The organism is Kitasatospora sp. NPDC050463 (assembly GCF_040655255.1).
GTDB lineage: Bacteria > Actinomycetota > Actinomycetes > Streptomycetales > Streptomycetaceae > Kitasatospora.
Window position 1 is genome coordinate 1 of record NZ_JBFAJO010000049.1, and the last position, 19,427, is coordinate 19,427.

At 75.3% G+C, this 19,427-nt stretch carries 19 protein-coding genes; 5 read left to right on the plus strand and 14 right to left on the minus strand.

From position 1 onward, the window contains the following. Positions 1–61 precede the first annotated feature (61 nt). Positions 62–1,570 carry a HEAT repeat domain-containing protein gene (locus AB0J08_RS27105; RefSeq protein WP_360639600.1) on the minus strand — a complete coding sequence of 503 codons (1,509 nt, stop codon included), beginning with the start codon at positions 1,568–1,570 and terminating at the stop codon, positions 62–64. Between the two features lie 317 nt (positions 1,571–1,887). On the opposite strand from AB0J08_RS27105, the gene AB0J08_RS27110 reads away from it, so the two are divergent. Beyond that, entirely contained in the window at positions 1,888–2,346 is a 459-nt protein-coding gene (locus AB0J08_RS27110) for a hypothetical protein (protein WP_360639603.1), read from the plus strand. 156 nt (positions 2,347–2,502) lie between these two features. On the opposite strand, the gene AB0J08_RS27115 is transcribed toward AB0J08_RS27110, so the two are convergent. Beyond that, entirely contained in the window at positions 2,503–3,984 is a 1,482-nt protein-coding gene (locus tag AB0J08_RS27115) for a hypothetical protein (protein WP_360639606.1), read from the minus strand. A gap of 475 nt (positions 3,985–4,459) precedes the next feature. On the opposite strand from AB0J08_RS27115, the gene AB0J08_RS27120 reads away from it, so the two are divergent. Continuing rightward, the gene (locus AB0J08_RS27120; protein WP_360639609.1) at positions 4,460–5,674 is read left to right on the plus strand and encodes a phosphotransferase; all 1,215 of its coding nucleotides are present in this window, start codon (positions 4,460–4,462) and stop codon (positions 5,672–5,674) included. Between the two features lie 108 nt (positions 5,675–5,782). On the opposite strand, the gene AB0J08_RS27125 is transcribed toward AB0J08_RS27120, so the two are convergent. The 3 genes from AB0J08_RS27125 to AB0J08_RS27135 form a co-directional block, all read right to left on the minus strand. Next, positions 5,783–7,030 carry an acyl-CoA dehydrogenase family protein gene (locus tag AB0J08_RS27125; protein ID WP_360639612.1) on the minus strand — a complete coding sequence of 416 codons (1,248 nt, stop codon included), beginning with the start codon at positions 7,028–7,030 and terminating at the stop codon, positions 5,783–5,785. Positions 7,031–7,368: 338 nt separating this feature from the next. After that, positions 7,369–7,863, minus strand: a complete 495-nt coding sequence (locus tag AB0J08_RS27130) for a hypothetical protein (RefSeq protein ID WP_360639615.1) — start codon at positions 7,861–7,863, stop codon at positions 7,369–7,371. Between the two features lie 744 nt (positions 7,864–8,607). Further along, positions 8,608–8,841, minus strand: coding sequence for a DUF397 domain-containing protein (locus AB0J08_RS27135; protein ID WP_360639760.1), 234 nt, complete (start codon positions 8,839–8,841; stop codon positions 8,608–8,610). Between the two features lie 353 nt (positions 8,842–9,194). Here AB0J08_RS27135 and AB0J08_RS27140 point away from each other — a divergent pair, with 353 nt between their 5' ends. Both AB0J08_RS27140 and AB0J08_RS27145 read left to right on the plus strand, forming a co-directional pair. Further along, the gene (locus tag AB0J08_RS27140; RefSeq protein ID WP_360639618.1) at positions 9,195–9,734 is read left to right on the plus strand and encodes a PTS fructose transporter subunit IIA; all 540 of its coding nucleotides are present in this window, start codon (positions 9,195–9,197) and stop codon (positions 9,732–9,734) included. 119 nt (positions 9,735–9,853) lie between these two features. After that, complete coding sequence (locus AB0J08_RS27145) at positions 9,854–10,783, plus strand: NAD-dependent epimerase/dehydratase family protein (RefSeq protein ID WP_360639621.1); 930 nt, start codon at positions 9,854–9,856, stop codon at positions 10,781–10,783. A gap of 72 nt (positions 10,784–10,855) precedes the next feature. Here the strand turns inward: AB0J08_RS27145 and AB0J08_RS27150 are convergent, their stop codons facing one another. From AB0J08_RS27150 to AB0J08_RS27180, 7 genes are all read right to left on the minus strand, one after another. Next, complete coding sequence (locus AB0J08_RS27150) at positions 10,856–11,986, minus strand: GDSL-type esterase/lipase family protein (RefSeq protein ID WP_360639624.1); 1,131 nt, start codon at positions 11,984–11,986, stop codon at positions 10,856–10,858. Further along, a complete protein-coding gene (locus tag AB0J08_RS27155) occupies positions 11,983–12,471 on the minus strand; it encodes an NUDIX domain-containing protein (protein WP_360639627.1) in 489 nt (162 codons plus the stop codon). The genes AB0J08_RS27150 and AB0J08_RS27155 overlap by 4 nt, the downstream gene beginning before the upstream one ends. Positions 12,472–12,524: 53 nt before the next feature. Continuing rightward, positions 12,525–13,154, minus strand: coding sequence for an acetyltransferase (locus AB0J08_RS27160; RefSeq protein WP_360639630.1), 630 nt, complete (start codon positions 13,152–13,154; stop codon positions 12,525–12,527). 26 nt (positions 13,155–13,180) lie between these two features. Next, positions 13,181–13,888 (minus strand): sugar transferase, encoded by a 708-nt coding sequence (locus tag AB0J08_RS27165; protein WP_360639633.1) that lies wholly within the window; start codon positions 13,886–13,888, stop codon positions 13,181–13,183. A 42-nt stretch (positions 13,889–13,930) separates the two neighbouring features. Next, positions 13,931–15,112: a glycosyltransferase family 4 protein gene (locus AB0J08_RS27170; protein ID WP_360639636.1), complete on the minus strand. Its 1,182-nt coding sequence runs from the start codon at positions 15,110–15,112 to the stop codon at positions 13,931–13,933. A gap of 31 nt (positions 15,113–15,143) precedes the next feature. Next, complete coding sequence (locus AB0J08_RS27175) at positions 15,144–15,995, minus strand: polysaccharide deacetylase family protein (protein WP_360639639.1); 852 nt, start codon at positions 15,993–15,995, stop codon at positions 15,144–15,146. 272 nt (positions 15,996–16,267) lie between these two features. Continuing rightward, a complete protein-coding gene (locus tag AB0J08_RS27180; protein ID WP_360639642.1) occupies positions 16,268–16,492 on the minus strand; it encodes a hypothetical protein in 225 nt (74 codons plus the stop codon). Between the two features lie 400 nt (positions 16,493–16,892). Here AB0J08_RS27180 and AB0J08_RS27185 point away from each other — a divergent pair, with 400 nt between their 5' ends. Continuing rightward, positions 16,893–18,095: a polysaccharide deacetylase family protein gene (locus tag AB0J08_RS27185; protein ID WP_360639645.1), complete on the plus strand. Its 1,203-nt coding sequence runs from the start codon at positions 16,893–16,895 to the stop codon at positions 18,093–18,095. Positions 18,096–18,228: 133 nt separating this feature from the next. Here the strand turns inward: AB0J08_RS27185 and AB0J08_RS27190 are convergent, their stop codons facing one another. Continuing rightward, positions 18,229–18,516, minus strand: a complete 288-nt coding sequence (locus AB0J08_RS27190; protein WP_360639648.1) for a hypothetical protein — start codon at positions 18,514–18,516, stop codon at positions 18,229–18,231. A 112-nt stretch (positions 18,517–18,628) separates the two neighbouring features. Next, entirely contained in the window at positions 18,629–19,408 is a 780-nt protein-coding gene (locus tag AB0J08_RS27195) for an aspartate/glutamate racemase family protein (protein WP_360639651.1), read from the minus strand. Between the last annotated feature and the right edge of the window lie 19 nt (positions 19,409–19,427).

Here is a 19,427-nt window from a genome sequence, read left to right on the forward strand (position 1 = left end):
GGGCACCCTGATCAGGGTGCCCGGCCCGCTTCGTCGTACCGGCGTACCGGTGCAGCAGGGCCTAGCGGCTCCGCTCGCGCGCGGCCGTCAGCCGGCCGCGCACGGCGGCGTGGACCTCGGCCTCCTCGGCCGGGTCGGCCGCGAGGCGACGCAGGCGCTCCAGCACGCGGGCGTCGCCCGTGGTGGCGACGTGCCTCGCAGCGAGCTCCCGGGTCGACTCCTCGCAGTCCCAGAGGCACTCGACGGCCGGGCCCGCGGGGAAGGCCGCATCGGTCGCGGCGAGCGCGCGGGCCGCACGGCCGCGCAGCTCGGACGAGGCGGCCTCGCCGTAGATGTGGCGCAGGACGGGGACGGCTTCGGCGGCGGCCAGCCGCCCCGCACCGTCGACCAACGATCCGAGCCCGGAGCCGGTGACCCCGCGGACCGAGATCCAACGGCGCAGCCCGGCCACCACCAGCGCCTCGTCGCCGGGCTCCCCGGCGTCGGCGAGCAACTGGACGGCAGCCTCGCCGAGGGCGCTGTCGGCGCCGCCCGTCGCCGGGTCGGCCCAGCGGCGGGCGTGGGCCAGCGCCTCGGGGCCGCGCATCCGGCCGAGGAGTTCCAGGGCCGCGCGTACCGTCCGGTCGTCGACATCGGCGGCGGCGGCCTCGATCAGTCCGGCGGCGGCCGGATCCTGCTGGTCGACCAGGTAGCGCAGGGCGGCCCGGCGGGCGCCGGGCAGTCCGCTGCGGGCGGCCTCCAGCACGGCGGGGCGGTCCTCGGGGCGCACCACGGCGGCCAGGCAGCGGGCGGCCGCGGCGGCCCGGCGGTCCACGGCGTCGGGGCCGGCGGGATCGCCGGTGTCGCGGGCGGGCTCCGGCCGGTCGGGCCGGCCGGCGAAAGCGGCGGCACCGACGCCGCCGAGCTCGCCCTGGTCGGCCCAGGCGAGGACATCGGCGGTGGACCAGCCCGGGGTCACCCCGCTGCGGTTCAGCTGGCGCTGCCAGAGGTCGAACGGGGACTGCTCGGTCGCCGCGGCGACCCGTGGGTGGTAGGCCGCCCAGAGCCGCCAGGGCCGCGGCTCGTACGCGCCGCGAATGAACTCGCGCAGCTCGGCGTCGCCCTCGGGGCCCGGCGGGAAGTGGTCCAGCACGGCGGTACCGAGCAGCAGCAGGCCGCGGTCGTCGTCGCGCAGCGCGAGCTCGTCCAGCGCCCAGGCCCAGTTGGTGCCGGTGGCGGCGTACTCGCGCAGCATCAGCAGCGCGTCGCGCCGGCCGTACGCGGCGAGGTGACCCAGTACGGAAAGGGCGAGACCGGTGCGGTACTCGTCGTCGTCGAGGAGGTCCTCCGGGTCGTGGAGGTGGTCCTCGATGCCGTCGAGCGGTGCCTCCAGTTCCATGTAGAGGCGCGCGTAGTAGAGGGAGCGGTTCTCGACCTGCCAGTCGGCTCTCGGGTCCCTGGTGACGCACTCCTCGAGCGCGGCGAGGGCTTCGGTTCGGTCGGCGGCCAGCGCATGGAGCTGCCCGTCACCGCGGCCTCGCTGGAGGAGGCCGAGGAGGCTGGCACTGGGTGCTATCACTGGCTCGAACATGAGGTCAGCATCCGTTGCGGCGGTCGTAGTGGCAACGGGATTTCCGTCGCCGGGGTCACTGGTCGGTACTGCGGTGGGCGCCCGGGCGCCGGAATCACCGAAGGTTACCGCCTCGGACAGCCCGCCGCACACAGGGCGATCGGCCCTCCTACCGCACTGGCATATGCCGGAGGAATTTTGCCAGAGATCTGCCCAAATCCCCCACAGGGGTGACTCCGCTGTGCGACAGTCTTCTCACTGCTTCGACAGTTTCCCACCTCACGACCACCCCCACGACCACCCCTCCGCCCACCTCGACCGATGGGTTCGTCATGAGCATGCCTACCCCTGCCGCCCGCCGGGCCGTCCGCCCCGGCGACGCCCGCCAGACGGACGCCGGGGCGGACGACGGCTCGGTGGGCGGCAGAGTGGGCGGCAGAACGGACGGCACGGCGCAGTCGCCGGCCGGCCCCGCGGTCGGCTCGGCCGAGTGGGACCTGCTCACCGACGACGTCCGGTGGTCCGCCGAGATGTTCCGCCTGCTCGGCTGCGACCCCGGGCGCGGCCCGCTCAGCCTCGACCGGCTGCCCGACCGGCTCGCCGAGGCGGACCGGCCGCAACTGCGCCGGATGATGACCGACGCGCTGGTGCACGGACGGCACGCCTTCGGCACCCTCCAGGTCTGCCACCCCGACGGCGGGCGCGGCACAGTCGAGTGTGCGGGCGAGCCCGTCCTCGGGAACGACGGCACCGTGACGGCGCTGCGCATGCTGCTGCGCCCCGCCGACCTCGCCTGACGGCGAACCCGGGCGACGGCGAACCGTACAGCGGCAAACCCGGACAGACCGAACGAACCGGGCGAGCAGGCAGCTCCAGCAGACCCGGCGGGCCCGGCGTGCCCGGCAGACCCGAACGAAGCGGCCGGACAGGTCCGCAGACCCGAACCGACCGGCTCAGGCGAGCTTCGGCCGGTTCTTCGCGTCCGCCTGCCGCAGCTCCCGCCCGAGCTGGGCGCGCAGCTCGTCCACCGCCGGCAGACCCCGGTAGCGGGCGGTCAGCCGGTACATCTCGCGCAGCCGGTCCCAGGTGCGGTGCGAGGAGTTCTGACCGATCAGGTTCATCGCCATCTTGGCCTGGAACTCCGCCGCATCGGGCTCCCCGGTGAGCCAGTGCACCGAAGCGAGCGTGATCCGGTCGAACAGCGCCGAGCGCAGCTGGCCGGTGCCCTCGCGCAGGCTGATCACCCGCTCGGCCTGCCGGCGGGCCTGCGGGGCCGCCGCCGGATCGTGCTCCGCGAGGGTGCGCAGCACCAGTGCCTGCATCCCGCGCAGTTCGGCCTCGTCGAAGACCTGCATCCAGGACGGCGGCGGCTCGGACACGTCCTCGGCGAAGAGGTCCTCGGCCTCGCCGAGCAGCCGCCAGGTGTCCTGCGAGTGCCCGACCGAGGCGTGCGCCCAGGCCTCCACCGTGTTCAGCATCGCCCGGGTTCTGGGCAGCACCCGGCCGCCGCTCGCCCTGGCCGCCGACATCAGGTCGAGTGCGTCGTCGGCGCGGCCCAGGTGCACCATCTGCCGGGCGGCCCGGGAGATCGCCTCGCCGGCCCTGGGGCGGTCGCCGGCCTCCTTGGCCGACTCGGCGGCGATCACGAAGTACTTCTGCGCGGTCGGCTCCAGGCCGACGTCGTGCGACATCCAGCCCGCCAGCACCGCGAGGTTGGCCGCGACCAGCCACAGCCGCTGCTCCACCGCCGGGTCGTGGCGGTGCGTCAACAGGCCGCCCACCTCGTTGAGCTGACCGACCACCGCCTTGCGCTGGAGGCCGCCGCCGCGCGCCGCGTCCCACGCGCGGAACACCTGGACCGAGCGCTCCAGCGCCTCCACCTCGTCGAGCCCGACCGGGCCCGCGTCGTACACGTCCACCACCGGACGGGCACCGCCCTGGGTGATGACCTGTCGGGGTCCGGGTGCCGACGCCGCGTACGCGACGGCGTCCCCGCCCAGCCAGCCTTTGAGGGTGTCGGCGATGACCGCCCCGGCCGTGAGCGCGGCGCCCGCACCCACCAATCCACGTCGGTTGAGCATGAGGTCCATTCCCGTGAACTCGGTGAGGACCGCGGCCGTACGATCCGGCTCCCATGGAGGTGCTGCGGGATGCGCCGCTCCGGTCCTGGTGGGCCGGTGTCGTTCCAGACCGAGGTCCTCAGTGGTGACGACACGGCCGAGCCGCTCCGTGAACACGGACGCCAGCACCCTCGGCACCGGATCGCGCGGGATCTCTCCCTGCTCGATCCACCGCCGGACCCGCGAGGTGTCGGTGGACAGCTGCTGCTGTCCCATCGCGGCACCACGCCGGTTGACCAGCCGTGCGAGCTCGCCCTTCGACCATCCGGTCAGGACGAACAGATCGGCGAGTCGGGTGTTGGGTCCCCTACTCATGTGAAGCCCCCAGGTTCCTCGGCTGGTTCGAGGCTAGAGGCTCCGTCATGTGCCAGGCGAGCATTCGCCAGGCTTCGCCAGGGTCCGCCACATTACTAACCAGTGCCGTCCGGGTGTGATGTAGAGGTGCGCCACCTCGCCCCTCGGGTCGGGCGGCGCCCCGGACAGGTCGGGGGTACTCCCCCGACCGTGTCACGGGGCGTCCCCGGTCCTCACCCGAGGGGGTGGCGCGGCCGGGTGGCGCGGGGGCGCCGGGCACGGCCACGGCAGTCCGGCCGTCCGCATTCCCCAGGGTGCGAACGGCCGGAGCACCGCCGTAGCAAGGGGCTCCGGCCCCCGCGTCCGTGCCCGGCGCCCGCGCTCCACCCACCGCACCGAGACAGGGCCGCCGTCACGCCAGGAAGCACGCGGCACCGGCCCTCCCCGCACCGCGGGGCGCACCCGCCGACGGACAGAAAGGGACCACCCTCACCCCATGTACTCCTCAGCGACCTCCCCCACGCCGACCGCGACCCGCACCCCACTGCGCCCCCCGGGCGCGGCCGTCGGCCGTCCCGGTCCGAAGCAGCTGCCGCCGCCGAGCCGCCCCGCGGTGCCGCGCGGCGCCGACGGCCGGACCACGGACGCGCGGGGCCAGGCCGCCCGGACGGCGCTGGGGCTGCGCGGCCCCGAGTCCGTCCTGCCGGTGGGCGCCCGGATCCCGGGCGTCCGGCCGGGCGACGGCCGGCTGCTGCGCCCGCCGATGCGGCCGGGCCAGCCCGGCGCCCCCGAGCGGATCGACCCGGCGGCGCTGCAGACCCCCGCGGTACGGGCCGCACTGGCGGGTGTCGCCCGGATATGTCCCGCCTTCACCCCGCGCCAGGTGCTGCGCGAGGGGAGCCGCCACATCCTGGTGGCGGGCACCATCGGACGGGCGCCGGTGGTCGCCAAGTGCCTGGCCCCGCAGGCGGTGCGCAGTGAGTACTTCGAGCAGCTGGTGGCCGACTTCCACCACGAGGTGGCGGTCTACCGGGCCTTCGTGCGGCACCGCCCGCCGGTGCGGCTGCCCCGGCTGGTCGCGGCCGACCACGACCGCTGCGTGCTCGTCATGGAGCGCGTCCCCGGCCGGCCCGCCGCCCGGGAGCGCCACCCCGTCAACGCGCCCACCCCGGGCGAGGTGCGGGCCCTGCTCACCGCCGTCCGCACGCTCAACCTGTGGCGGCCGCCGACCGACGTGTTCCAGCCGCGGATGGACTACCAGCTGGAGATCGCCCGCTACCACTCGGTGGGCCAGCTCACCGACCGGGACGCCGGCGATCTGCGCGGCCTGCTGCACGGCCTGAGCCACACCCCGCTCCAGCTCTGCCACGGCGACGCCCTGCTCAGCAACATGCTGCTGGCGCCGTCCGGGCCGGTGCTGGTCGACTGGGAGCAGGCCGGCTGGTACCTGCCGGGCCACGACCTGGCGGTGCTCTGGAGCGTGCTCTCCGGGGACACCGCGGCCCGTCGGCAGATCAGCCAACTCGCCCAGAGCGGCGGCACCCTGGCCCGGGACGCGTTCCTGGTGAACCTGGTGCTGGTGCTGATGCGGGAGATCCGGCTGTACGACGTGCCCGGTGCGGGCGAGGAGCAGCGGATCATGATCCGCCGGCTGTACGACGACGCGGCCCTGGCCCGCCGGGCCGTCCGCGCCGCCGTCGGCACCCGCTGAGCAGGAGCGCGGCGACGGGTCCGGCCGGTCGGAGGCGTCCGGCCGGTCCCGTCGGACCTGCCCGGCCGGGCGTGCCTCCGGCGGAGCCGGGCTGCCGGGACCAGCCGGTCAGGGGCGTCGTCCGCGTTCGAGGGCGGCCCGACCGGCGGCGTCCAGGACGGACTCGTCCGGAGCGAAGTGGACGCGGCTGCTGAGGACGTCGCGCAGGTAACGCTCCAGCGGGTGACGGCGGCTCAGGCCGGGGCTGCCGGTGAGCGAGACCGCCTGCTGGACGGCCGCTATCGCCGCGCGGGTGGCGAGCAACTGCGCGGGACCGGTCCGGGCGACGGCGTCCGGCTCGGCCCGGTCCACCCGCGGAGCCAGTCCGTTGACCAGCTCCTCGGCACCGATCAGCTGGGTCTCGATCTCGCCCAGTGCGCAGCGGTAGCGGGGCAGGCTGCCGAGCGGCTCGGTGAGGTTCGCGGGGGTGCGCTGGTTGAGGAAGCGGACCAGCCACTGCTCGGCCGAGCGAGCCACCCCGAGGGCGACGGCGGACAGGGCCAGATCGTGCCAGGCGCGGGTGACTTCGGCGGCGGACACCGGATTCTCCGGGGCTCCGGCGCTACCGGTGACGGCCGCTCCGGGCGGCGCGGCCGCGTCGCGGGCGGGCTCACCGGCTCGGCCGCTCCTCGGGGCGGTGAGGCCGAGCGCGAGTTCGCTCGGCACCCGGACGGCGTCCAGCACCACGTCGTGGCTGACGCTGGCCCGCAGGCCGAGCTGGTCCCAGGTCGGGTCGACCTCGATGCCCTCGCTCTCGCCCCGGACCAGGAAGGTGCCGACCCGCGGCACCGGCTCGTCGGTCCGCGCGGTGACCGCCATCCAGGCCAGCGCCTCGGCGCCGGCGCAGTACGTCTTTCGGCCACTGAGCAACCAGCCGTCGCCGTCCCACCGGGCCACCGTGGCGGGCGGTGCGCCGGCCTGGCCGCCGGGCTCGGCGCGCAGGGTGTTGACCAGGGCCGGTCCCCGGCGGGACTCGGTGAGCAGCCGTCGGTAGCCGGCCGTCGGCCAGCCCGACACCCGGGCCTGCTCGGCGTGCTGCAACAGGGTGAAGGCGGTGACCACGGCCACCGAGGCGTCCCCCCGGCCGAGTTGGGCGAGCACCCGGACGGTGTCGGCGAGCGTGCCGCCGGGGCCGCCGTACCGCTGGGCGACGGTGAGGGTGAGCAGGCCGGCTTCGTGCACCGCCTCGATGCCCTGGTAGGGGAACGTGGCGTCGCGGTCGTGTTCCTCGGCGCGGGCCGCCAGCAGGTCGACGACCCGGGGCAGCCCGGCGAGGGCGGCGGCGACGGGCGGCTGGTCGGCGGCGATGGTGGTCATGGGGCTGGTGCCTCCGGGCGGCAGCGTGGGCTCGGCAAGTGCGGGCGGCACGCCGGACGGGCGCGCGGTACCGGTTGGCGACCCCGGAGGTCAGCGGAACGACCGCCCCCGGATCGGCGCCGGCCACTCGGCCGGCCACCCGCCGCCTCGGGGACGAATCCCCCTCAGTGGCCCCGACACGCCGCGCTCGCGGTGCGCCGCAGGTCCAGGTAGCTGCGACGGGTCAGCAGCGGGAGACGGCACGACATGTTCGCGACTGTACGAAGCGTTGATCGAAACCGTCAAGCAGCGCCCGTGGCGCGGACCCGGCCCCGGCCGGGACCCGGCCGGGGTGCCCGTCAGCCCTGCTGGAACATGTCCGCCGGAAGCGGCTTGAGCAGCTGGTAGAGGTCGTCCGAAATCGGTCGGTCCCAGGAGGCGATGGTGACCTGGACGCCGTCGCTGCGCCCGAACTGGGAGCAGAACACCCGGCCCTCGCTGACCTTGACCTTCTTCACGATCAGCAGATCATCCCCGAGCATCACCGGGAAGTCCTCCGCCGAGACGAACTCGACCGGTTCTTCGTTCTCCAGCGCCGCGAGCAGTTGCCGGACCTCGAAGGGCACCTCGTCCCCGGTCTCGCGGGCCGGCGAGCCGTCGGGGAGGTTGCCGATGAACATCGCCGGACCTCTGCCTCCGAACAGGTCGTACCGGAGGAAAATCCCCTGGCAGGAGCCGTCCGGGCCGGTCATCATGGCCGCACCGAAGTCGCCGGGCCAGTCGCCCGGGTCCATCGCGAGCACGTCGAAGTCCGGGCCGGCGGGCTGGCCGGAGCGACGGCGGAGAAAAGACATGGGAACATCGTACGTGCCCGGCACACCACTCTCGCGGGGTGGGTGGGGGCCTGGACGGAGATCCACGCTCAGAGACCAATGTTGACTCTGAGCAACCGTCCGGGCTACGTTCGGTTCAGCACGACAGCCGTTCTGGGTTTTCACCCTCCGGGGGGACGGCACGTCGCAACGCGGCCCTACACGCGTATCCCTCACTGTGCACTCCGTCGTGCCGAACCGCCGAGCACCCAGCTTCGTCGTCGCACACAGCACAGCACACAAGCCAACAGTTCCACCTCACAAGCAAGGTCCGCGGGGCCCCGGCCCGTCGCTCCCGCGGATCTGCTCGGGACGCCGCCGCGTGGGGGCGTGCGGGTCCCGAGCACCCGGCACCGACGTCGAGTCGCTCTCGGCTCCGGTGTCAGCCTCCCGGCGACTGCCGGCCCCTTGTGGGCCGGGACCGGCCAACGCACCCCCGGTGCGCAGGGGATGACTGGGAGGCAGGTCCGGCATTGCTGCCGGGCTGCACAGCAGGCGCCGTGTCTGGCCGCGTGGGGGCGGTGGGCACGGCGTCTGCCTGTGCTCATACTCTGAGCTGCACTTGTCTAACAGTCAACAGAATTTATGACCGGGTACGCTCAAAGCTGATCAAAAGATGGAAACGGGCCCCTCACAGGGCCCGTTTCGGCACTCTTCCCCCAGCTCTTCCCCCAGCTCTCCGGCCGGCGCTCCGGCCGGCTCCGCCGGTGGGCTCCCGGGCGGTCCTCAGGTGAGGTCGAACTCGCCGTCCCGGGCACCGAGCACGAAGGCGCGCCACTCCCCCGGCGTGAACACCAGGACCGGCCCGTCCTCCTGGCGCCCGTCCCGCATGCCGATGTAGCCGTCCACGAACGCGATCTGGACGTCCCCCACCCCCTGGCTGCTGCACAGCCAGGTCGCCCCGGTGAAGTCCACCTTCGGCTTCCCGCTCGGCGCGAGCTCCGGCGCCGCTGCGGGCATCTCGACGGCCGCCTCCACGGCCGCGTCCATGGCCGAATCCACGTCAGTCCCGAAATTGGCTGGCACTTCTGGTCTCCTCCCGACGGCTTTGCGAGGCCAGCCTAGTCACCGCCGCCGCCCGGGTCAGCGGGTTGCCGAGGACTCCCCCGACCGGGGCCGACGCTCCGCCGGCGGGCCCGGCGGGCCACCGCCCCACGCCGAGAGGCGCCCGGCCGGACGGGGCCCGGCCACACCCCTCGCACCGCCGGGATCGGGCCGGGCGCCCCCACGGAGAGCGTGTCCCGCCCCGCCGGGCGGCGGCCGAGCTGCCAGAGTGTGGAAGGCCCTCACACCGACGCCCCCAGGAGCAGCCGATGAGCCGCCGGGACGGCACCAGCGCCGATGTCATCCCCATCTCCGAGGCCCCCTCGGCCCACCCCCCGGCGCCCCGCACCCCGCCCGCGCGCACCCCGCTGCCCCGGCCGGCGGCCGGCCGGCCGCCCCTCCACGGACGGGTCGGCATCGTCCTGGTCTCGCACAGCCAGGAGTTGGCCGCCGCGGCACGCGCCCTGGCGCTCGCGCTGACCGGCTCCGACTCCCCCGCCCCGGTCGCCGCGACCGGCGGCGACCTGCTCGCCGGCCCGGGCATCAGCGCGGTACTGGTGGCCGCCGCCACCCGCCGGGTCGACCAGGGGCACGGCGTGGTGGTGCTCGCCGACCTCGGCAGCGCGGTGTCCACCGTCCGGGCCCTGCTCACCGACGCGGACGAGCACGGGCTGCCGTTCCCCGTCCGGTTCGCCGACGCCCCGTTCGTGGAGGGCGCGGTGGCCGCGGTCGCCACCGCGACGGCCGGCGGCGACCTCGCGGCGGTGCTGGACGCGGCCGAGGAGGCGTACCGCCAGCAGAAGGACTGAGCCGCCGCCGGCCGTCGGGCCCGTCTCGGCGTTCCACCCCACCGCGGGTGACCGCCCGGCTACCATCGGCACAGGACCGGGCCGAGCGGGCCGGGCGGTGCGGAGGGGGAGCCTCAGCCATGCGCGTGGTCGTCACCGGCGGAGCCGGATTCATCGGAGCCAACCTGGTCCGGGCCCTGCTGGCCCGCCCCGAGGTGGCCCAGGTCCGGGTGGTGGACAACCTGTCCACCGGCAGCAAGGCGAACCTGGCCGGCGTCGACGCCACCCTGTACGAGGGCAGCATCCTCGACCGCGCCCTGCTGGACGAGGCGTTCGCGGGGGCCGACGCCGTGGTGCACCTGGCCGCGCTGCCGTCCGTCCCGCGCTCCGTCGCGGACCCGCTGGCCAGCCACCACGCCAACGCGACCGGCACCCTGGAGGTGCTGGAGGCGGCCCGCCGGGCCGGCGGGCCGTACGTGGCCGCCGCCTCCTCGTCCTCGGTCTACGGCGCCAACCGCGAGCTGCCCAAGCGCGAGACCATGCGCACCGCGCCGATGAGCCCGTACGCGGTCAGCAAGCTGGCCACCGAGTCCTACCTGGCCGCCTACCACCACTGCTACGGGCTCGGCGTGCTGCCGCTGCGGTTCTTCAACGTCTTCGGCCCGCTCCAGCCCGCCGGGCACGCGTACGCGGCCGTGGTGCCGGCCTTCCTGGCCGCGGCCCTGGCCGGGCGGCCGGTGACGGTGCACGGGGACGGCGGCCAGAGCCGGGACTTCACCTACGTCGGGACCGTCACCCAGGTGATCACCGAGGCGGTGCTGCGCCGGGTGGTGCACCCCGACCCGGTCAACCTGGCTTTCGGCACCCGGACGTCGCTGCTGGAGCTGGTCACCACCATGGAGTCGGTGCTGGGACAGCCGGTCACGGTGGCCCACACCGATCCCCGGCCCGGCGACGTCCGGGACTCGCAGGCCGACAACGCGCGGCTGCGCGAACTGTTCCCTCAGGTCCGGCCGGTGCCGCTGCGTGAGGGGCTGGAGCGCACCGCGGAGTGGTTCCGCACGCTCTGAGGGCCGGCCGGGGCCCGCGCGGGCTCAGTCTCGTGCGGGGTCACTCAGGCCCGCGAGGTCAGGCCCGCGGGGTCAGGCCGCGCCGGGTCGGGCCGGCGCGAAGGCACCGCCCGGGCCGAAGGCCAGCTCGGCGAACCGCTCGCCGATCAGCCGGTGCCCGGCCGGGTTCGGGTGCAGCAGGTCGGCGAGCCCGTCGGCGTCCCGCGGCCCGAGCAACGCCAGCCCGTCCAGGTAGTGCAGGTGGGGATCGCCGGCCGACCGCGCGGCGGCGATCCGGGCCAGTTCGGCGCGGACCGTCTCCAGGGTGAGCGCCCCGGCCGGGATGTCCGCCGGGTCGCCGAGCGCGGCGAACCGGGGGCCGTCGGCCGTCTGCTCGTACCGCCCCGGCCCGGGCGTGCGTTCGAACGGCGGGCTGAGCACCGGGGAGACCAGCAGCAGCGGGGTGTCCGGATGGCCCTCGCGAACGGTGTCCAGGAAGCCGTGCACGGCCGGTCCGAAGGCACGCCGCCGGAACGAGGCCGCGGTCAGCACGTTGATGCCGATCTTGAGGCTGATCAGGTCGGCCGGCTGGTCCCGCACCGTCCGGGCGGTGAACGGGTCCAGATGGGCGTTGCCGGCCAGTGAGAGGTTCAGCAGGTCCGCGCCGGCCCGGTCGGCGGCGATCCAGGGCCAGGTCTCCGCGGCCGAATCGGCCTCCGGGGCCTGGCTGATCGAGCTGCCGTGGTGCAACCAGCGGCGGCGGCCGCTCGGGCGGGGCGCCAGCACGGGCGCGTCCGCGCGCAGGGCGACCAGCTCGACGGAGGTCCACTGCGGCAGCCACAGCTCCACCTCCCGCTCGGCGCCGCCGGCGACGGCCGCTCCCGCTCCCACCGTGAAGCGCAGCACCGCGGGCCCGCCGGCCGCCGGCAGCGCGGCCCGGTCGGTCCGCAGGCCGTCCAGCATCAGCTCGACCGCGCCCGGGCGCGGGGGCTCCGGCGGCGCCTGGATAGCGAGTTCGAGCACCGTCGCCGCCGTCCGGAAGGCCAGCCGCACACCGGACGGCATCTGCGCCACCCTGAGCAGTGCCTCGTCCGGGAACTGCGCGGCCGTCCAGGCCGGCAGCCGCCAGGGCCGCAGACCGTGCGCGGTGCGCTCCAGGTGCAGGGCTCCGCGAACCTCCACCGACCCGTCCGGGAGGGGAATGTCGGCCAGTCGTCCGGTCACGGTCGCTCCGTGCCCTGCCACTCGAAGCGCGCCGCGCCCCGGCACTCCCGGGCCTGGCGCAGCGCCCGGTGCTCCGCCTCGACCATCGGCGGCAGCTCGTCCGGAGCGAACCAGCCGACCGCGAGCGACTCGTCGTCGTTGACCCGGGCCTCGCCGCCCACCGGGCGGCAGCGGAAGACGAGGACCAGGTACCGGGTCATGTCGCCGTTGGGGTAGATGACTTCGGGCGAGACGTCGACCGAGGCGAGCGCCTCCGGGACGACCACCACTCCGGTCTCCTCCAGGCACTCCCGCGCCGCGCCGTCGGCGGGCTGCTCGCCCGGGTCGAGGATGCCGCCGGGCAGGGCCCAACGCCCGTCGTCGGCCCGCCTGACGAGCAGGACCCGGTCATCGCCGTCGAGGACGACCGCGACCGCGGCGCTGAGCCAGAGCGGGCGGGTACCGACCACGGCGCGGAGGTCGGCGAGGAACGCGGGGATAGCCATGGTCCGCACCCTATCCGGCGCGGCGCGGCCTCGCGGGACCGATCGGTGGACGCCTACCGGGGCGGCGTCCTGACCAGCGGCCTGGCCGGTGAGCCGACCACGATCACACCGGCCGGGACGTCCCTGGTCACCACCGCGGCCGCGCCGACGAAGGCGTTCGCGCCGATCCTGCGGCCCTGCAGCACCACGGCGTTGCTGCCGACGGTGGCGCCGTCGGCGAGCAGCACGGCGCCGGAGACGTTGCCGCCCGGGTAGACCGTCACCCGCTCGCCGAACACGCTGTCGTGGCCCACGGTCGCGTTGTAGTGGACCTGGCTGTGCGCGCCGAGGCGCACGCTGCTGGACACGTACGCGCCACCCATCACCAGGCAGCCGGGGCCGAGTTCGGTGTCGGGCGCGATCAGGGCCCGGGGGTGGACGAGGGTGGCGGGCACCGCGCCCCGGCCGTCCAGCAGCGCGGCTAGCCGCTGCCGGACCGCCGGGTCGGCGATCCCGACCAGGTAGCGCGCGCCGGCCGGGATGTCGTCGGGCCGGCGGACGGGCAGGCCGCGGACGGTGCCGCCGTGCCCGCGCTCGTCCAGGAAACCGGCGACCGGGTCACCGGCCGCGAGCGCGGTGTCCAGCGCCTCGCGGCCGACGCCGCCGGCGCCGGCGATCCAGAGTTCTCGGTGTTCGGTGGCCATGGCGGCCATCCTGCCCGTTCCCGGGTTCAGGACACCTCCTCGGCGGCCGCGCGGACGGGCTGCGCCAGCCGGGGCGCGGTGGCCTGCCGGGGCAGGCTGATCGTGGTGAGCGGGCGGACGACGGGGGCGGCCGGCTCGTGGGTGGTGGTCAGGGGCTCGGTGGGCGCGGGGAAGCCGGGGTTGACCCCGCCGGCGGCGGTGACGCCGCTGGGACGCAGCAGCACCCCGACGGTGAGCGCGAGGATGCGCAGGTCCAGCAGGAGCGAGCGGTGCGCGACGTACCAGAGGTCGAGCTCGATCCGCTCGGGCCAGGTGATGGAGTTGCGGCCCCGGACCTGGGCCCAGCCGGTGAGGCCCGGCCGGACGTCGAGCCGGCCGCGCTGGCGGCGGGAGTAGTGGACGACCTGTTCGGGCAGGGTGGGCCGGGGCCCGATCACGCCCATCTCGCCGCGGGCGACGTTCCACAGCTGCGGCAGCTCGTCCAGGCTGGTCTTGCGGAGCAGGCCGCCGAGCCGGGTGATCCGGGGTGCGTCCGGCTCCTCGGGAAAGCGTTTGTCCCGCATGGTGCGGAACTTGAGGATCTCGAACTCCTTTCCGCGCCATCCGGTCCTGGTCTGGCGGAAGAGCGCCGGTCCGCCCATCGTGCAGCGGATCAGCAGGGCGATCAGCAGGCCCAGCGGGATCGCGACGATCCCGGCCAGGACGGTGACCGCGAGGTCCCCCCCTCGCTTCATGACGGTCCTTCCCCCTGATGCGGTGTGTGGGAGTACGTGGACTCAGTCGACCGTCCAGGGCAGTGCCTTGGCGCGGGCGACGGCCGCGTAGGTCTCCAGCGAGACCCCGGCGACGGCGCGCTGGTCGAAGTGCGCCGTGGCGCGGCACCGTGCTGCGGCACCGAGCCGTTCGCGCAGGCCCGGCTCGGTGAGAAGCCGGTCCAGCGCGCTGGTGAGGGCCCGGGCGTTCCCGGGCGGGGCGAGGAGCAGGTGCTCGTCGTGGGTGCCGATCTCACGGCAGCCGCGGATGTCGCTGAGCACCATCGGCAGGCCGCCGGCGGCGGCCTCCATGGCGGAGCGGGAGAACCCCTCCCGGTAGGAGGGGAGGACGAAGACGTCGAGCGCCGCGTACACCGCGGGCATGTCGCTGCGCGGGCCGGGGAACTCGACCCCGGACTCGGCCCCGTGGGCGTCCGGCTTGTCGGGATCGTCCGGGCCGATCCAGACGAACCGGGCCTTCCCGGCCAGCGCGCGGGCCGCCTCGGCGTACTCGCCGATGCCCTTCTCGGCGACCCGCCGGCCGACGCCGCCGACCAGCAGTTCGTCCGGGCCGACGCCGAGTTCGGCGCGGAGCCGGGCCCTGGTGCGGGCCCGGTCGCCGGGAGCGGTCGCGAACCGGGTGAGGTCGACGCCGTTGCCGACGACGCGGGAGCGGCGGCCCGGGACGGCTCTGGCCAGGGTGCGGCGGTCCTCGCCGTTCTGGTACAGCTCTGCGTGCGAGAACCGGGCGGCGAAGGCCTCCGCGCCGAGCACGAACGCCCGCTTGGCGAGCGGGTCGTGGGCCTGCGCCCAGAGACCGTGGCAGGTGTTGACGACGACCGGGACCCGGGCCAGCCGGCCGAGCACGCGGCCGAGGACGCCGGTCTTGGGGTTGTGGGTGTGCAGCACGTCGGGGCGCAGCCGGTTCAGCACGGCGAGCAGTTCCCGGGCGGCGGCGGCGTCGGCGCGCGGCTGCCAGGCCCGGGTGAGGGCGTGCAGCGGCTCGTGCCGGACGCCGATCGCCTCGATGTCGGGGACGTACGGGCCGGGCGCGCTGATGCCGTAGGTCTCGAAGCCTGCCTCCAGGTCCACCTTGAGCTCGGTGGCGAGCAGCAGGTGCAGGCTCATGTCGACGGTGGTGAGGTGGGCTACCCGCAGCGGCCGGCCGCCGGGGCCGCGCAGCCGCGGGGCGGGTCCGCGAGGCACGGGCGCGGGTGCTCCGGGCCTGGCGGCGGGCTCAGGCACGGGCGCCCACCGCCTTGGCCGTGGCGACGATCCGGGCGTAGGCGCGCTCGGGGATCAGCCGGCCGTAGAGCTTGGCGCGGAAGAAGTCGATCGGGTCGGTGCGGCGGACGGGCACCCGGCGCAGCCGGACCGCGTCGACGCCGGGCACGTTGCGCCCGACCTCACCGGTGGCGGCGGTCCGGAACCTGGCGCGCAGCGCCGTCTCCATGGAGGGCACCGGCACGCCCCAGGTGTAGGCGTAGTGCCGGGGGCGGAGACCGAGGTGCTGTTCGACGTCGTCGTTGCAGGCGTCCAGCTCGGCGGCGGTGAGCAGCTCGGGGCGGGCGTGGCTGCGGGTGTGGTTGGCGACGGTGCACAAACCGGAGGCGGTCATCTCCCGCAGCTGTTCCCAGCTGAGCGCGGGAGCGCCCGCGGCCTTGGCGGTCGATCCCTCCCAGCGCATCTCGCCGCCGACGTGGCCGCTGGCGAGGTAGACGGTGAACGGGAGGGCGCGCTCGCGCAGCAGCGGCCAGGCGTTGTCGTACACGTCGGCGAAGCCGTCGTCGAAGGTGAGCACGACGGCGGGGGTGCGGCGGCCGGCCTCGATCCGGTCCGCGGCCTCGTCGAGGGAGACCACCCGGCCCGGCGGCAGCTCGGCGAGCAGGTCGGCCTGGGCGGTGAAGCCGGCGGTGGTGACGTCGAGCTCGTCGGGGCTGCCACCGCCGACGCGGTGGTAGATCAGGACGGTGGCGCCCTCGCCCGGCCGGGCTCCGACCCGGCGGGCCAGCTGGCGCTTGACCCTGGTGCGGATGCCTTCGGCCGATCCGGCCGCCTCGGACGCCCCGGGCACGGCGGTGCCGCTCATCGCTCCCCCCTCTGCGGCACCCTCCCCGGCGCCGTCAAGTGGCCTCGCATCCGGCGCAGTTGGCTGCCGGACGGAAATCACAGTAGGGGGAACTGTGGGGCTGATGGCCCGGATTTGTGAAAGAAGCGAGAAGAAGTCGGCAGATGGGCCGAAACCGGCCGATCCGACCGGCTGGACTCGATCGGCTGTTCAGCCGGCGACCGGTGGCGGACCGCTCGGGTGGCCGGCCGGGCCGGGTCGCGCGGGCGCGCCGGCCGCCGCGCCCGAGGGCCTCAGAGGGTGGCGCCGCGCCGGTACCGCAGCAGGGCGAACGCGATCCGGCCGAGCAGCAGCACACCGGCCGCGAGGCAGCCGGCCACCGCCATCGCCCACGCGGGACCGTCACTGTCCGGAACCACCACGGCGACCACGATGCCGAGCGCCAGACAGGCCAGACCGACCACGGCCAGCGGGAGCTGGTGGGTGACCAGCGCGCCACCGCTCCACACGCGCGCCATCCGGGTCGCACCATGAGGCTGCAAACGATCACGTTCCGCATCTGCCATGAGGCCAAGGTACCCCGGAGCAGCGCCGGAGGCAGCCCGCAGGACACCGTTTTCCGACTACTCTCCGCGACCAGGACCCGGCGCGGCACGGGCGTCGTGAGCGCTCCGGCGCGCGCTCGGGGGCGCCTGTTCCCGACCCGCGAAAAATCCTCGGCTGTCCGGTACAACCATCTACCAGGCGTATCCGTCTCCACTACATTGAGCGATCCAGGAGCCGTCCGCGGTGCGGGTTGGGAGTCCCCGCCGAGGACCGGAAAACACCAGGGGGCGGAGCCGCCGCGCCCTGGAGTCGGAGGCCGGGCTCCATCCTCCGGCGGTACCGCCACGCCGCACCGGCGACCGAGGGGGAACCGTGCCGCAGTCCAAGTCCACGATGTCGACCTCCGTGGCCCGGGTCGGGTCCGTCATCAGTACCCTGCCGAGCGCGAACGTGCGCTCGTCGCCGCAGGCGGCCGCCGGGCAGCCGGCCGCCCGGCGACGGGCCGCCGGGCGCTCGGCGGCCGCACCACCGATGACCTCACCGCCCGCGACCGCGCCACCCGCACCGTCCGCACCCGGCCGGCCGACGGCCGCGCAGGCGGTGAGCGCGGTGCCCCAGCCGCTGCCACGCGGCCGGCACGCCGCGCAGCCCGAGGCGGGCCGGCCGGAGGAGCGGGGCGACTGGTTGCGCTTCGCCCCCGTCCAACCGCTCTTCCGGGCCCGGGCCGCGCAGCGGCTCGCCGTGCTCGCCTATCACGGCGTGACCGATCCACGGTCCTTCGGCGTCCAGCTCGACCGGCTCCGAAGACTCGCCACGCCCGTCTCACTGGCAGCCGTCCAGCAGGCCGTCGCCGAGCGGCGGCCGCTGCCCGCCCGCAGCGTGCTGGTCACCTTCGACGACGCCGACCGCAGCGTGCTCACGCACGCCCTGCCGGCCCTCAACGACCGGGGCATCCCGGCGGCCGCGTTCGTCATCTCCGAGCTGATCGGCACGGAGCGGCCGTTCTGGTGGCACGAGGCCGACTTCCTGGCCCGGCACGGCGGGCGCGCCCGCTCGCTGGAGTGCGGGCACCCCTCGCAGTTGCTGCGCCGGCTCAAGGCCATGCCCGATCCCGACCGGCGGCGCAGCCTCCAGGAGCTACGGGTCAGCGCGGACCGGCGACCGCCCCGGCAGGAGCAGCTCACCCCGGCCGACCTGATCGCCCTGCGCGAGGGTGGCGTCGCCATCGGCAACCACACCCAGGGGCACCCGTGCCTCGGGCGCTGCGACGACGCCACCGTCCGGGCCGAGATCACCGGCGCCCACGAGGCGCTGACCCGCTGGCTGGGCGAGCCGCCGATCGCGTTCGCCTACCCCGACGGGGGTCACGACACGCGCGCCGAAACCGTCCTGCAGGAGCTGGGGTACCGGCTCGGGTTCCTCTCCGACCACCGCCTCGGCCCCCGCCTCCCGGACCACCCGCTCCAGATCAGCCGCCTCCAGGTCGACTCGACCACCAGCTCGCGCCGGTTCGACACCATCCTGTCCGGGCTGGAGCCGGCCTACCGGCGCTGGCGCGGGCAGGCGGTGGCGTAGCGGCCGGGGGCGCGGCGGACGCGCCCGGTGCGCGGGAAGTCGGCCGGATCCGACTTCCCGCGCACCGGCCGGAGGGCGCCAGCCCGCACCGGGGCTCGTCTCAGGCGTGGCCGGGTGGCGCGTTCGTACGGGATCAGAGGCCGAGGATGGCCGCACCGAGGTCGCTGCCGTAGGAGGACCAGCAGATCACCGATCCGTCGGAGTCGACCTGTCCCATGTACCAGTCGTCGTCACCCGCGGCCCTCACCAGGCACAGGCCGCGGAAGTCGATGATCACTTCGGGCGAGAGCACCTCGTAGTCGGCCTGCCCCGCCGACTCGACCACGACCAGCCGCTGGAGCGGGAGCAGCGTCGCGGTCTCGTCCCCCGACAGCGCGCGTACGCGCTCGATCGTCCAGTCGCCGGGAAGTTCGGAATCCACCGGGTAAGGGTCTCAGCCCGGGCCGGTGATCTCCACCCGATCGCGTCGGCCGGCCGGGGGGACGATCGGGACCGCCGGCCGCCGGCGGTGGGACGGAGCGGCCGCCGCGAGGTCAGGCGGCCGGGGCGGCGGGGGCGGTGAGTTCGAGGCCCTGGGGGTAGAGCAGGACCGCGGCGGGGAGGGTGGCACTGCGGCCCGCGTGCAGGACGGTGAGCGTGCCGGTGCCCCGCCGGGCGGGGTCGGCGACCCGGCGCAGCGCCTGGGCCGCGACGGCGTCGGCCGAGCCGTGCAGGGTGAGGTGCGCGGCGGCGGCGGGCGCGACGGCGGTGCGGATGCGGTCGGCGACCAGCTCGTAGTGGGTGCAGCCGAGCACGAGGGCGGCCGTGCCCGCCGGGGTACGGGCCGCCGCATCGGCGATGGCCGCGTCGATCGCGGCCTCGTCGCCGTGCTCGATGGCGTCCGCCAGGCCCGGGCAGGCGACCTCGGTGACGGCCGCCGGTCCGGCGAAGTCCCGGATCAGGCCGCGCTGGTAGGCACTGCCCGTGGTGGCCGGGGTGGCCCAGATCGCGACCGGCCCGCCGAGCGCGGCGGCCGGCTTGATGGCCGGGACGGTGGCGATGACCGGCAGCGTGGGCTCCAGCTCGGCCCGGAGCGCGTCGAGCGCGTGGACGGAGGCGGTGTTGCAGGCGATCACCAGCGCGTCCGGTTCGAAAGCCGCCGCCGCCCGCGCGCAACCGAGCGCGAGGGCCGTGATCTCCTCGGGCGTGTGCGGGCCCCAGGGCATCGAGGCCGGGTTGGAGGAGAGCACCAGGTCGGCGTCCGGGCGAAGCTCCCGAAGAGCGGCGGCGGCGGCCAGCAGGCCGATTCCCGAGTCCATCAGTGCGATCTTCACAGGGCAAGACTTTAGTCGA